Below are 13,743 nucleotides of genomic sequence, written 5' to 3' on the forward strand. Positions count from 1 at the left end.
TCGCAGGACTTGTCGTCGCGGATTTCTCTCGCGTACTCGCAGGCCCGTACGCGACGATGATGCTCGGCGACATGGGCGCCGAGGTCATCAAGATCGAAAGGCCCGGGATCGGTGACGACACCCGATCGTGGGGACCACCGTACGACTCTGCCGGTACGGCAACGTATTTCAACTCGGTCAATCGCAACAAGACGTCGAGGTTCATCGACCTGCAATCCGAGGGCGGCGTAGCCGAGGCGCGGGAGATCGTTTCGGGCGCAGACATTCTGATCGAGAACTTCCGAGCCGGTGCAATGGACCGGCTCGGACTGGGCTACTCGGATCTGGCTCGAACAAATCCCGGTCTGATCTACTGTTCGATCACCGGCTTCGGCACCGGTGGAGGCTCCGCCCTGCCCGGATACGATCTGGTGGTGCAGGCCGTCGGCGGTCTGATGAGCGTCACCGGCTCCGATTCCTCGACGCCCACCAAAGTGGGAGTGGCGATGGTCGACATCGTCACCGGACTGCACGCACTCAGCGGAATCCTTGCGGCACTGCATCATCGATCGAGCACCGGTGCGGGTCAGCAGGTGCATACCTCACTGATGGCGTCGGTATTGTCCGCGTTGAGCAACCAGTCCTCGGCTTATCTCGGGGCAGGCGTCGTACCGCAGCCGATGGGCAACAAGCACCCATCGCTCGTACCGTACGAGGTGTTCGAGACCGCAGACCGTCCGCTCGCGTTGGCAGTGGGCAACGACCGGCAATTCTCGGAGCTTGCGGAGGTGCTGGCTATGCCGAAACTGGCTGCAGACGAGCGCTTCTCGTCCAACTCTGCTCGCGTCGAACATCGAGATCAGTTGGTCGACATCCTGAACTCGGCTTTGCGATCACGTACAGCCGACGAATGGTTCCGAGAACTGATGGCCCGCAACGTCCCCGCGGGGCCGGTCAATTCGATCGACGAGGCCTTCGCCTTCGCGGAGTCGCTCGGGCTCGAACCGCGAGTCCAGGTTCCGGGAGCAGCGGCCGAGGGCGTCCGCAATCCTCTGGATTTCTCGGCAACCCCGGTGAACTACCGCCTGCCACCGCCGGCCGGGACCTAGTTCAACGCCCACTTCACCGACACGGACACGCTGACGGTCTGTTGTCCCGGCTCGATGGGCACTGCCGTGTCGAACGAAGTGGCGGACTCGCCGAACGACCTCGGCTGCTCCTGGCCGGTGATCGACTCCGTGATCGACAGAACGTCCCCGAGTTCTCCGCCTGCGAGTGACGCGTACTGCTCGGCGCGATCGCGGGCGTCGGCGAACGCCCTGGACCGGGCATCGGCGATCAGCTCGGAATCGTCGTCGATCTTGAAGGAGACCCCGGAGATGCGGGTCGCGTTTCCGCCGGCCGACGTGGCGTCGCCCAGGACTGCAGATGCCTTCGACAGGTCGCGAACCGTCACCTGCAGGGTGTTGGTGGCCTGATAACCGGAAATCGCGGAGGTGCCGCCCGGCAGTGCGCCGGAGTACTGCGGATCGATCGACACCTGTTGAGTCTGGATGTCCTCGCGGGCGACACCGGCCGCGACAACCGCGTCCGTGACGTCACTCACGGCCGCGTTCGCCTGTTCGATGGCGGCGGTGACGTCCTCGGCCGTGGCCTGGACGCCGATCTGGGTCGTCAACGTGTCCGGCGCACCTTGCACTTCTCCGACGCCGTTGACGTTCACTCCGGGAGGTCCATCGGCAGACGAGGTCGCTGGACTGCTGCAGCCCGCGGTCAACGCCACAGCCAGCGTTACGGCCGACACGCACGATCCGAACATCCATCGATTTCGACTCATCGCCGTAGTGTCCACCATGACAGGCGAATTGGAAAGACTCAGGGCTTGCGATACTCGGCGTCGAACGTCACGGTGACCTCATCCACTACTTTCATGGCTCCGAACATCTGTGAATACGGAGTGATCTTGTAATCCGATTGACGCACAACAGTTTCCGAAACGAGATGCCACCGATCTCCGAGGTCGGTGACGTTCACATCCACGGTGACCTCCCTCGAAACGCCGTGGATCTCCGTCATGCCGGTCAGTCGAAATCCGGCGTCGACGGCGGTGATGTCGGTCGATCGGAATGTGATCGACGGGTATCGGCCGGCGTCGAAGCTCTTGAGCGCGTTGGCTTTCGCTACTATCTTCTCCGGTCCGATCAAGGGCGTCAGTCCACCCTCGCCGTCGATCACATCGATCGATCCCACCTCGGCGTCCAGGGTGACCGCGGTGGGTGCGTCCCCGGACCACTCGACGGTGGCGGTCCAGGAGGTCACCGCAATCGTGAGGCGATGCCCCATCTTGGATGCCTTTCCGGTGACATCCGTCCGGACAGCCAACTGTCCGCCGTGCGATGCGTCGAGCGTCCAGGTCTCGGTACTCATACCCCGACTGTATCGGTCCTGCAGAACCGATGAAGGGACGCGGCGCAGGTGGTTAGGGTGGAGCCATGTTCTCCAATTCCCCTCGAACATTCGTCGCCGACGCCCTCCGCGGTTTCGTCGCCGCCACCGACGACGTCACGTGGCATGCCGATCCCGGATTTCTGACCCGCCGCTACCGCATCTCCGACGGTCAGGTCGCCCTGCTGTCCGGTGGGGGATCGGGCCACGAGCCGCTGCACGCCGGCTTCATCGGACGCGGCATGCTCACCGGCGCGTGCCCGGGTCTGATCTTCACCTCACCCAACGCTCTCCAGGTACACGAAGCATCGAAGGCCGTGGACTCCGGCGGCGGAGTGCTGCACATCGTGAAGAACTACACCGGCGACGTGATGAACTTCATGATCGCCCGAGAGCTGTTGCAGGAAGACGGTATTGCGGCCGACGTCGTTCTCGTCGACGACGACGTGGCCAGTGAGAGCGAGGACGGTCCAGGTCGACGCGGCACCGCAGCAACCATCGTCGTCGAAAAGGTGTGCGGCGCAGCAGCGGAACGCGGCGACAGCCTGCAGGCGGTGGTCTCGCTGGGGCGTCGAACCGCGGAGAACGCACGCAGCATGGCGGTCGCGCTGAACCCGCCCACCTTGCCGGGAGCAGACGAACCGTCCTTCGAATTGCCCAAGGAGGAGATCGAACTCGGCATCGGCATCCACGGAGAACGCGGCACCGACCGTGTGTCCCAGCTGCCCGCTCGGGAAATCGTGGAGAAGCTGACCGAGCCCATCGTGGATTCGCTCGGATTGAACTCGGGCGAAACGGTGATCGCGATCGTCAACGGGCTCGGGGCAACGCATCCGCTCGAACTGCATCTACTGTTCGGCGAACTCTCGGAATACCTCCACGGCAAAGGGATCGAGATTTCCCGCTCGCTGGTCGGGAGCTTCGTCACAGCGCTGAACATGGGCGGAGCCTCGATCACCCTGGTCCGCGCAGACGACGAGATGCTCGAACTCTGGGATGCACCCACCGACGCACCCGGCTGGCCCAACGCATCGAGCCGTGGCGCGAAACCGGTGGCCGAACGCGGCGCATTCGGACCGACCTTCACGCCGTCCGACACCGGCGACCGATCGGCGTTCGTCTCGGAGTGGATCGGGTCGTGGGCGCAGCGGGTACTCGACGAGGAACCGGCCCTGACCGAGCTGGACCGCAAGGCAGGCGACGGCGATTTCGGAACCAACATGGTGGCCGCCCTCGAACAGCTCGATCTGGACGCTGTGAAGGAAAGCTACTCGGCAGCAACGGTATTCGAGGCGGTGAGCGAGGCCTACCTCGGCCACGCAGGCGGTACGTCCGGAGCGCTGTTCGGCATCTGGTTCCGCCAGTTCTACCGGACGATGCTCGAAACCGAGCCGGATCTCGCGGCTATCGGACAGGCCGCCAGGGCAGGACTCGACAGCATCACCGAACTCGGTGGTGCCCGGGTGGGCGACAAGACGATGGTCGACGCTATCGCCCCGGCCGTCGACGCGCTCGAGAAGGACGGCGGCACCCTGCAGGACGCTGCCGACGCGGCGAAATCCGGAGCCGAATCGACGAACGACATCACTGCCAACCGCGGCCGCGCCAGCTACGTCGGTGAGGCCGCACGCGGCGTCGTCGACCCCGGTGCGCTGGTCATGGCCTGGTTCTTCGAGGCGGCAGCTGGTTCTACCCCAGAGAGTTGAGAAAAACCGCCGCGATCGCTTCGAGGCCGGCCTGATCGTCGGCGTCGAAGCGGTCGGGGACAGGGCTGTCCAGATCGAACACACCGATCAGGGTCTCGCCCTGGTACAGCGGTACGACGACCTCGGAGCGAGTGTTGGCATCGCACGCGATGTGGCCCGGGAAGGCATGGACGTCCGCGACGCGCTGTGTCTCACGGGTAGTTGCTGCCGCTCCGCAGACACCCTTGCTCAGGGCGATGCGCACGCAGGCAGGCTGACCCTGAAACGGCCCGACCACCAGTTCGGTGCCGTCGTACAGGTAGAAACCGACCCAATTGACCTCGGGCAGAGCGTGATAGACCAACGCGGAGAGATTGGCGGCGTTCGCGATCAAATTCGGTTCTTCGAAGACCAGGCCGCGGGCCTGCTCGGTGAGCTGCTGGTACTGCTCGACCTTGGATCCGTTCAGTTCGGTCGCGGTGAAGGACATACGCCGAGTCTAAGCGCACAGCCCAGCACCACCAGATACGCCGACATGCCGCCCACTTGAATCCGTTGCGCGATGCCGAGACCGTACTGACCGGGCAGATTGTCGGCGATCAACAGCCATGCCGTCGCCAGGGTCGTGACTGCCAGCACCGCGACACCGAGCGTCCGAAGCAGGGGATAGACCTCGTACCGAAACGCAGCGAGCGTGAACGCGACCATGACCGTGAAGATGGCGAACACCGCGACGGTGCTGGTCAGAGCATGAAGATGATGGAGTTGCGGGAAGAGCCCGCTGGGTTCGATCGGGCAACTCGGATCGTCGGCCGCGACACACTCGAGGGGGAGTTTCGCGTCGGCGATGGTCGCGACACCGAAGATGCCCGACGCCACCCAGCCGGTGACGAGGAGCCGTCGACGCGGGGTTGCCAGGAAGCCGAGGACCGCGGCGAGAATCATCAGCGAACCCGTGACGACGTCTGCGGTGGAGAAGAATTCGCGGTACGGCTGATCGCGGGCGTCGAGTTCGCTGAGGAAGGATGTGGTGGGGTCGAGTCCGGTATCGAGGAAGAATTCGGCCACCCACGCCGAATACAGCAGTCCGGCGAGGATCAAGCAGATTGCCCCTACGACACGGCGGATATTCACGCCTTCGGTTCTCGAACGCACCGACCAAGGCTAGCCAGTCAGTACATCGGCGGTTGCCACCGCCAGGGCGACCGCGGAGTCGCAGTGGTCGGCCAGGACGGTCAGGGTGGGAACCGTGCGGGCATAGCGCGCGGCAGTGTTGTCCTCCTCGGGCATGCTGAGCACGGGGTTGCCCAGCACGATGTCGGCGAAGCACGCCGAGTCGGAACCGCGTGTTTCGACGGTGTAGCCGCCTTGCTGGATGGGCTCGCGGTCCGTCGAACGCAGGTCGCCGTCGACGTAGCCGAGCGAGACGTCGAGCATCGCCAAGTTGTCCTCGAATGTTGCCGAGGACGCCGTGAAATGGCAACGGTACGGATCGGACGCAGGGTTCCAGCGGTCCACCGTCCAGGTTGCGGGCAAGTGTTCCAGGACCGCGCACGGGTCTTTCATGGCAAGCGGAAGGTTGTACTTGGAATCGGCACGCAGTGGTGGGTCGTCCAGCAGCGCGAGCGCTGTCTCGGTGACGGATATCGCTGCGGGGCACGCGTCCCCCACACTGCGGAACACCTCGATGGCGGCGAAACTACGACCGGACTCGGTGAGGTAGCCGTCCATGGCCCCCGCGGTGGCACCGTCGAACTCGTCGCGGAGCGGGAAGCTGATGCGGCACGACCCGTGCGACGCGTTCTCGCGATACACCTGTTCGCCACCGATCGTGATCTGCTCGGTGCCCTTGTCGTCGGAACTCGGCCGATATCCGTTCAGATCGACAGAGATGGAGTCGGTGGCGCTCGACCCCGCGGGATTCAGGCTGGCCGAGCACGTGCTCAATTCGCCTTCGGGCCGCAGCTGCACCACTGTGCCGAGGGCGGCGAGATCGTCCTGGGTGAGAAAGCCGCAAGGATCGAGACTGCGCACGAATTCTGCCGAATCGGCCAGATATCGGTCTGCCTCCGACATCTCGAACCCGTACCGGCTCTGCGGCGACGAACTGCCTGCGGGAAAAGCGTTGCCGAGCAACACCGCCGCGCATCCGCTCGTCGATACGGACATCGCCAGCGCCACCGCCGCGAGCAACAAATTTCTACGCACCGTTTTCCCCCGAACTCGATTCGACCGATCATGGGGTTGGACGCGCGGGGGCTCGAGATGGTTTCAGTCTCCTGATAATTCGTCTTCAACTCGGTCGGCGGCGACGGTGGGATCCTCGTGTTCCCAGATCCGCACCACACGCCAGCCCTCCGCGAGCAGCTTCTCGTCGGTGTCGCGATCACGGGCGACGTTGGCGGCCAGTTTGTCGGCCCACCACTGGGCGTTGTTGCGGGGCGCGGTCGCGTGAATCGGGCAGCTGTGCCAGAAGCAGCCGTCGACGTAGACCGCGACCTTGCGCCTGGGGAACACCAGATCTGCTCGACGCCTCATGCCCTTCAACGGTGCGCGATCGACGAAATATCGCAGGCCTCGCCGGTGCAGTGCTCGCCGCAGCGCCACCTCGGGCTTGGTGTCGCGTCGTTTCTGCTTGCTCAGTCGCGCACTGGTTTTCGCGTCGGTGACGGGACGGTCTGCGCTCACACCGGAACCCGCTCGGCGTACCCGCCCATGCGTTCGAGGTGGGCGTCGAGATCGTCGAGGAAACCGTCGGCGAAGCGCAGGTTGCCGGCCCGGGCGCGCTTGAGGAATCCCGCGGTGGCCCGCGCCGACAGCAGCTTGGAGTCGTCCAGAAAGTCGATGAGGTCCTCGTAGGGTTCGTGCACCGGCATGGTCGACACGGCGACCTTGAACGACGTTCGATCGCGTCCCCAGGCGGCGGTCGGCCAGGCCTGGCCGGGAAGTAGAGCTAGATCGTTCGACGCGTCGTACGGCTTCGGATCGTCGAGTGCACGCGCGGCCCATGACGCCATCCGCACACTGACAGCATTGCCGACGAGCTTCCAGCGATGTCCGCTGCGCACGCCGGGTTGCTGGACGGCGGGCAGCGTCCAGTCGGGATCGAATCCCTGCAGACGTTCGGCACCGATGATGCCGGGCGTGACGATCTCCCCGGACGGCAGACGAACCGCCGGGGGACTGGCGATGCCCAGGGACGATCCACCCTTGAGCGTCGGGACCGCATTGACCGCCCAGCCCAGACCGCGAATGCCCTCGGTCCAATAGAAGCCGCATGGTTGGGTGCTCGGATCGCCGTCGGGCAACGGTCCGGCGTCCTGGGAGAACAGCACCTCGCGCGGATCGTCGGTGCGTGAGGCCAGCATCACCACCCGCTGGCGACGCTGCGGCAATCCGAACGCTCTGGCATCGACGACGCGGTAGGCCCACATGTAGCCGAGGTCCTCGAGCGCGTCGGTGATGTGTCGCATGGCAGCCCCGCGGCTGAGCTGCAGCATGAATGGCACGTTCTCCATCAGCAGCCAGCGCGGGCCCCGCCGCCGCGTGACGAGCCGAAACACCTCGTCCACCAAGCCGGAGCGGGCACCGGTGATGCCCGCAGTGCGTCCGGCCTGGGACAGGTCCTGACAAGGAAAGCCCGCTGCCACCAGTTCGGTGTCGCCGGGCAGGCTGCGGAGAGTGGTGACGTCCGTGTGCAGCGGTGTCTCGGGCATACGCGCTCGAAGGACGGCCCCGGCTCCGGGATCGATCTCGCACAGCAACTGCGTCGACCAGCCCGCCTCGGCCAAACCCAGCTCGAGCCCGCCGATCCCCGCGAACAACCCGACCATCGACCGTGCGCTCACGTGTGCCCTTCCCTCGCCCGACGGTCCTACGTTACTCGAGGGCTCTTGAACTTGACCTCGACCTTGCTCGAGGTTTCACACTGGAATGCGCTGGCCCAAAAATCGGTTGGAAACTGAGCCTGTGCAATGAAATCATTCGAGCACAGCAATAAGGAGAAGAACTGTGTCTACGGGTGTGCTCGATCCCGAAACCGGAACGGTCGATCAGCCATACCCGAACCCAGTGCGGACGACCAGTTCACTGCGCCGTTTCGCGCCGTTTCTGCTGCCGTACAAGTGGTTCTACATCGCCTCGATCGTGGTCTCGCTGATCGCGACTATGACCGGTCTGGTGATTCCGCTGGTGATGCAGCGTGTCATCGACGGCCCCATCACCGACCGCAATTTCTCGGCAGTCTGGTGGCCCGCCGCTTTCGTCCTGCTGATCGGCACCATCGATGCACTCGGCATCTGGGTTCGTCGCTACCTGGTCTCGCGGCCGTCGAGCCAATTCGAGATATCCGCTCGAGCAACGGTATTCGACAAGCTTCAGCGACTGTCGGTCTCGGCTCACGAGAGCTGGGAATCGGGTCAGCTGCTCTCTCGTGCCATCGCAGACCTCGGTTCGCTGCGTCGGTTCATGGCCTTCATCGGCCCGTTCATCATCATCAACGCGGTGACACTCGTCGTGGGTATCGGCGTACTGCTTGTCCAGTCCTGGCAATTGGGGCTGATCATGCTGGTGACGTCGGTGCCGCTGGTGATCGCCTGCACCAAGTTCGAGACGCTGTACCGCGTCGTGGCCCGTGACGCTCAGGATCAGGCCGGCGATGTCACGACGACGGTCGAGGAGTCCATCCAGGGTATTCGCGTCCTCAAGGCATTCGGTCGAAGTGCGCACTTGGGCAAGCAGTTTCTCCGTCAGGCTCGTACGTTGCGCGGCACCGAACTGAAGAAGGTGCGCTACCTGGCGATCATCTGGGCGGTGATCGTCGGATTGCAGCCCATCACCATCGGCGCAATCCTGGCGGTGGGGACGTACTCGATCGTGCAGGGCACGATGACGGTCGGCACGCTCGTCGCCGCCATTGCGATCGTCACCTTCTTGCTGTGGCCTATCGAATCGTTCGGGTACCTGCTGGCCGAGCTGAACAACGCGCGCACGGCAGCGGATCGGTACTGGGAGATCATGGACACTTTTGAAACCGTGACCGATCCGGTCAATCCCGTCGATCTACCCGAAAAGATCCGTGGCCGAGTGCAATTCGATCGCGTCGGATTCACCTTTCCCGACGCGTCCTCGGCGCTTCTGACCGACGTCAGCTTCGTCGTCGAGCCGGGGGAGACCGTCGCGCTGGTCGGCAACACCGGTAGCGGAAAGACTGCGCTGACGAACCTCGTGCCCCGACTGTTCGACGCCACCGAGGGCACCATCACGATCGACGGTATCGACGTGGCCTCGATGCGGTTGTCGGACCTGCGTTCCATCGTGTCGGTGGCCTTCGAGGATCCGGTGCTGTTCTCGGCCAGTGCGCGCGAGAACATCGCACTCGGTTCTCCTGGGGCGTCCGACGCGGAGATTGCGGAGGCGTTGGAGATCGCGCACGCAACGGATTTCGTCGAGCAACTGCCGTGGGGGTTGGCCACTCGCATCGGTGAGCAAGGCATGAGTCTGTCCGGTGGTCAACGGCAGCGGCTCGCTCTGGCGCGGGCAGTGCTCGGCAAGCCGCGAGTGCTGGTCCTCGACGACCCGTTGTCCGCGCTCGACGTGGACACCGAAGCGAAAGTGCAGAAGGAACTGCGACGCGTGTTGGCGCATTCGACAACGGTGCTGGTGGCACACCGGCCGTCGACCGCTGCATTGGCCGACCGCGTGCTCTATCTCGAGAACGGAAGAATTGTGGAGCAGGGAACACACGAGGGACTGCTGGCGTCGTCGCCACGGTACCGCGAGGTGATGGGGTCGATTCATGGCTGAGCAAACTGCAGCTGCGGATTGGCGCGGCGTCGGCGGTGAGGAATCGGAGGTCGACGCGACCGGAAACCTGGTGCTGGCCGGGCGTTCTCGCCGGTTGCTCGTCTCGTTGGTGCGCCCGTACAAGAAGCAGGCCCTGCTGTCGTTCCTGATCATTCTGGTCGACAACATCACCTACGTCGCCGGTCCGCTGTTCATAGCCTACGCGCTGGACAACGGCGTCGGCGCTGCGGGACAGGGCGATTGGGGTCCGCTGCTGTGGGCGGTCGGCGGGTACACCGGCTTCGGTCTGCTCGGCATGCTCACCACCTACGCGTTTCTCACCGTCTCCGGTCGGCTGAGTCAGAACATCCTGTACGACCTGCGCGGACGGGTGTTCGACCATGCCCAGAAGCTGAGTCTGTCGTTCCACGAGAAGTACACCTCGGGACGGCTGATCTCGCGACTGACCAGCGATGTCGAATCTCTGCAGACACTGCTCGAGAGCGCGCTCAACGATGCCTTGACGGCGATCCTGTCGATGGTGTCGATCGCGATCATCCTGGTGTACCTCGACGTTCCTATGGCGATGATCGTGCTGGCCGGCTTCGTTCCGCTGGTCCTCGTCACCCGCTGGTCACAGCGCCGACAACGCCAGGGCTACCGTCGAACACGGGTGGCGATCGCGCGCGTGGTGGTCCATTTCGTGGAGTCGATGGGCGGCATCCGCGCGGTGCAGGTGTTCCGACGCGAGGGCCGCAACGACGCCATTCTCAGTACCGAGGACTCGGAGTACCGGGACGCCACCACCGCAGCGCTGCGCGGCATGGCGAGCTACACCGGCATCGTGCGCTGGATCGGCAACGTCACGCTCGCCATCATTCTGGTGTTCGGTAGCTGGCGAGTGATCAACGGCCACATGGACATCGGTGTGCTCGCCGCCTACGTGCTGTATCTGCGCCGGTTCTACGGACCGCTCGACGAGTTGGCGATGGTCTTCAACGCCTACCAGTCCGCCGCCGCTGCGCTGGAGAAGATCTCCGGTGTGCTCGAGGAAGAGCCGTCGGTGAAAGCACCGCAGAACCCGGTGCAGATCGGAACGGCAAAGGGCGACATCACGTTCGACGACGTGCACTTCGCCTACGGCCCCGAACGCGTCGTGCTGCCGGAATTCTCGCTGCACGTACCCGCCGGACAAGTGGTCGCGATGGTCGGAGCCACCGGAGCAGGCAAGTCGACACTGGCAAAGCTGTTGGCGCGCTTCTACGATCCGACGGCCGGAGCCGTCCGACTCGACGGCATCGACATGCGGGAGATCAGCGACGAGGACTTGCGTCGCAACGTCGTGATGGTGACACAGGAGTCGTTCCTGTTCTCCGGTTCGGTGGCAGACAACATCCGACTCGGACGCCCCACCGCGACCGATGCGGAGGTAAGGGCAGCGGCCGACGCCGTCGGACTGACGGAGTTCATCGCGTCGCTACCGGAGGGAATCGACACGGACGTGCGCAAGCGTGGAGGTCGATTGTCCTCGGGCCAAAGGCAATTGGTGGCCTTTGCACGGGTGTTCCTCGCGGCGCCGTCGGTGATCGTGCTGGACGAGGCAACGTCGAGTCTGGACATTCCGAGCGAGCGGCTGGTGCAGCGCGCGCTCGAGACGATCCTGCAGGGGCGAACTGCGCTGATCATCGCGCACCGCCTGTCGACGGTGGCGATCGCCGATCGGGTACTCGTCATGGCCGACGGAAACATCGTCGAGGACGGAACCCCCGAGGACCTCATCGCGGGAGAGGGACGCTTCGCACACCTGCACGAGGCGTGGGAGGACTCGCTGGTCTAGGTCCAGGGAGTGATCGGCGGCTTGACCCACATGATCTTCTCGTCCGAGTGCTGGGGCGTCGCGCCGTCGTGGCCCGGGTGTTCGGCCGCCCATGCGGATTTACGGTCGAGCAATTCGGCCACGATGGTCCACGTCTCCATCGTGCTCGGTGGGTGTAGGTCGGCAGCGCGGGCCAGCTTTCGGCGGACGGCGTCGGTGAGGTCGAGGAGCTCGGCACCTGTGATGCCGCGATCCCACACGTAACGCGCGAGGGCTGTCGCCTTGTCCTGTCGACTCTTCGCGGCCTGTTCGGAATGCGCGAAATCGAACTGACCGCCGCCGGTGTTCTCTGTCGTCACGGGCACAACCTTAATGAACTGCGAGAAAAGGCACGTCCGCTTGATCTTCTGGGGGCCTCGTCGCCTACCGTAGGTGGGTGATCACTCAAGCATCGGGTGCCGAGCATGCCTCCGTCCCCGCGTCCGATTCCACCGACGCGAAAACCTGGCCCTCGATCCTGACGTGGCGAGCCCACGATGTTCCCCGCATGGAGTCCGTGCGAGTACAGCTCTCCGGCAATCGCATCAAGGCTGCCGGACGCATCATCGGCGCTGCGTGCAGCGATCACCCCGCCTTCAGCGCGTCCTACGACCTGGTGACCGACGAATACGGCGTCACCAAGCGGCTCTCGGTGCGCACCTCGCTCGCGTCCGGTGACCGGCAGGCGTCCGTCAGCCGCGACGACGAGGGCTACTGGATGGTGGAGAACAGCACCAGCCATCAGCGCTCGACCTACAGTGGCGCACTCGACGTCGACATGGTGCTCAGCCCCTTCTTCAACACTCTGCCGATCCGTCGATTCGGTCTGCACACTCAGGTCCAGGACCTCGAGGTGCCCACGGTCTACGTGAACGTGCTCGACCTCAGCATTCAAGAGGCCACGCTGACCTACAGCAGCGGTTCCGAGGGCATCCACGTCATCTCCCCGGTCTCCACCTCGTCCGTCACGGTCGACGCCGACGGATTCGTCCTCGATTACCCGGGACTGGCCGAACGGATCTGACGCACGACGCCACCGCGTCGACCCGCGTCCTGCAGCTTCTGTCGCCAACCCGGTTCGCCCGGGGTGATATCGGTGATCTCGAAGCGTTGATGCTGCTCGTATTGCAGGCGCGCGATGTTGCCGGCGTCGACCAGCGTTTTCGTCGAGCCCTCGTCCAGTTCCTCGCGCGCTGCGGTGAGCGCGGCCAGCGCCTCGTCGAGTGCGGTGCGCAGAGCGGCTGCGTTACCCTCGGTCATTGCGCGGACGAGATTCGGCGACGACGACGCCACCCGCGTGCCGTCTCGGAACGAGCCGGCGGCCAGGCCCAACGCCAGCGGTCCGCCTGCCGCCCCGACCATCGCCAGCGCCTCGGCCAGCAGGTGGGGTAGATGAGAGATTCTCGCGACGGCGCGGTCGTGCTCGACGCTCTCGGCCGGCACCACCACCGAACCGCAGTCCAGGGCGAGCCGGGCCACCCGCACCCACACGTCGGCGTCGACTCCCGGGTCCGTGGCCACCACCCACACCGCGTCGGTGAAGAGAGTCGGATCGGTGGCCGACCACCCCGACTGGTTGGTGCCGGCCATCGGATGCCCACCGACGTAGCGCGCCTGCAGTCCGCGAGCCGCTACGGCCGCGGCAACCTCGGCCTTGACGCTCACCACGTCGGTGATCGGAGCAGCGGGCGCATGTTCGGCAATTGCCGCCAGAACCGAGTCGACGGCAGGCATCGGAACAGCGATGACGATCAATGCATCCTGCGCTGCGGCCCTGCTCAGCGCGGCTGTCAGGTCGGTGCCGACGTCGTAGCCGTCGGCGATGGCACCGGCGATCGCGTCGGCCGATCGGTTCCATCCCCACACCGGACGACCCGCATCGTGAGCCGCGCGCAGGATCGACCCGCCGATCAATCCGAGACCCAGAACGCACACCGAGGAAGAAGTCACCGGATCAGATTGGCACAGGTGGGTGACGTCGACGGGAGGTGGACT

General features: G+C 64.8%; 14 protein-coding genes. 5 read left to right on the forward strand and 9 right to left on the reverse strand.

Going from position 1 to position 13,743, the window contains the following annotated elements; translation table 11 throughout:
- On the forward strand, window positions 1-1,088 hold a 1,088-nt coding region (locus A2J02_RS24025), incomplete at its 5' end, for a CaiB/BaiF CoA transferase family protein (protein ID WP_068054634.1).
- Here A2J02_RS24025 and A2J02_RS24030 read toward each other — a convergent pair.
- Together A2J02_RS24030 and A2J02_RS24035 are read right to left on the reverse strand one after the other, a co-directional pair.
- A complete protein-coding gene (locus A2J02_RS24030; protein WP_179271954.1) occupies window positions 1,085-1,816 on the reverse strand; it encodes an SIMPL domain-containing protein in 732 nt (243 codons plus the stop codon). The two genes, A2J02_RS24025 and A2J02_RS24030, sit on opposite strands and share 4 nt — an antisense overlap.
- A gap of 38 nt (window positions 1,817-1,854) precedes the next feature.
- Complete coding sequence (locus A2J02_RS24035) at window positions 1,855-2,406, reverse strand: YceI family protein (RefSeq protein ID WP_068054640.1); 552 nt, start codon at window positions 2,404-2,406, stop codon at window positions 1,855-1,857.
- A gap of 65 nt (window positions 2,407-2,471) precedes the next feature.
- Here A2J02_RS24035 and A2J02_RS24040 point away from each other — a divergent pair, with 65 nt between their 5' ends.
- A complete protein-coding gene (locus A2J02_RS24040) occupies window positions 2,472-4,130 on the forward strand; it encodes a dihydroxyacetone kinase family protein (RefSeq protein WP_068054643.1) in 1,659 nt (552 codons plus the stop codon).
- On the opposite strand, the gene A2J02_RS24045 is transcribed toward A2J02_RS24040, so the two are convergent.
- The 5 genes from A2J02_RS24045 to A2J02_RS24065 form a co-directional block, all read right to left on the reverse strand.
- Entirely contained in the window at window positions 4,114-4,599 is a 486-nt protein-coding gene (locus tag A2J02_RS24045) for a GAF domain-containing protein (protein WP_068054645.1), read from the reverse strand. The two genes, A2J02_RS24040 and A2J02_RS24045, sit on opposite strands and share 17 nt — an antisense overlap.
- Entirely contained in the window at window positions 4,575-5,264 is a 690-nt protein-coding gene (locus A2J02_RS24050) for a DUF998 domain-containing protein (RefSeq protein ID WP_082899060.1), read from the reverse strand. The genes A2J02_RS24045 and A2J02_RS24050 overlap by 25 nt, the downstream gene beginning before the upstream one ends.
- Before the next feature lie 9 nt (window positions 5,265-5,273).
- Window positions 5,274-6,317, reverse strand: a complete 1,044-nt coding sequence (locus A2J02_RS24055; protein ID WP_156516363.1) for a hypothetical protein — start codon at window positions 6,315-6,317, stop codon at window positions 5,274-5,276.
- Between the two features lie 63 nt (window positions 6,318-6,380).
- Complete coding sequence (locus tag A2J02_RS24060) at window positions 6,381-6,797, reverse strand: very short patch repair endonuclease (protein WP_068054654.1); 417 nt, start codon at window positions 6,795-6,797, stop codon at window positions 6,381-6,383.
- Window positions 6,794-7,942, reverse strand: coding sequence for a DNA cytosine methyltransferase (locus A2J02_RS24065; protein ID WP_068054707.1), 1,149 nt, complete (start codon window positions 7,940-7,942; stop codon window positions 6,794-6,796). Before A2J02_RS24065 ends, A2J02_RS24060 begins: the two co-directional genes overlap by 4 nt.
- Window positions 7,943-8,120: 178 nt before the next feature.
- Between A2J02_RS24065 and A2J02_RS24070 the strand changes: the two genes are divergently transcribed.
- Both A2J02_RS24070 and A2J02_RS24075 read left to right on the forward strand, forming a co-directional pair.
- Window positions 8,121-9,914 carry an ABC transporter ATP-binding protein gene (locus A2J02_RS24070; protein WP_068054657.1) on the forward strand — a complete coding sequence of 598 codons (1,794 nt, stop codon included), beginning with the start codon at window positions 8,121-8,123 and terminating at the stop codon, window positions 9,912-9,914.
- On the forward strand, window positions 9,907-11,730 hold the full coding sequence (locus A2J02_RS24075; RefSeq protein ID WP_068054660.1) for an ABC transporter ATP-binding protein: 1,824 nt from the start codon (window positions 9,907-9,909) through the stop codon (window positions 11,728-11,730). Before A2J02_RS24070 ends, A2J02_RS24075 begins: the two co-directional genes overlap by 8 nt.
- Here A2J02_RS24075 and A2J02_RS24080 read toward each other — a convergent pair.
- Complete coding sequence (locus tag A2J02_RS24080) at window positions 11,727-12,068, reverse strand: hypothetical protein (RefSeq protein ID WP_037188837.1); 342 nt, start codon at window positions 12,066-12,068, stop codon at window positions 11,727-11,729. The two genes, A2J02_RS24075 and A2J02_RS24080, sit on opposite strands and share 4 nt — an antisense overlap.
- 188 nt (window positions 12,069-12,256) lie before the next feature.
- On the opposite strand from A2J02_RS24080, the gene A2J02_RS24085 reads away from it, so the two are divergent.
- Entirely contained in the window at window positions 12,257-12,772 is a 516-nt protein-coding gene (locus A2J02_RS24085) for a putative glycolipid-binding domain-containing protein (RefSeq protein WP_068054710.1), read from the forward strand.
- Here the strand turns inward: A2J02_RS24085 and A2J02_RS24090 are convergent.
- Window positions 12,745-13,716: a prephenate dehydrogenase gene (locus A2J02_RS24090; RefSeq protein WP_068054713.1), complete on the reverse strand. Its 972-nt coding sequence runs from the start codon at window positions 13,714-13,716 to the stop codon at window positions 12,745-12,747. The genes A2J02_RS24085 and A2J02_RS24090 overlap by 28 nt on opposite strands.
- Window positions 13,717-13,743 lie beyond the last annotated feature (27 nt).

The organism is Rhodococcus sp. EPR-147 (genome assembly GCF_001647185.1).
In the GTDB taxonomy this organism is placed as follows: Bacteria; Actinomycetota; Actinomycetes; order Mycobacteriales; family Mycobacteriaceae; genus Rhodococcoides.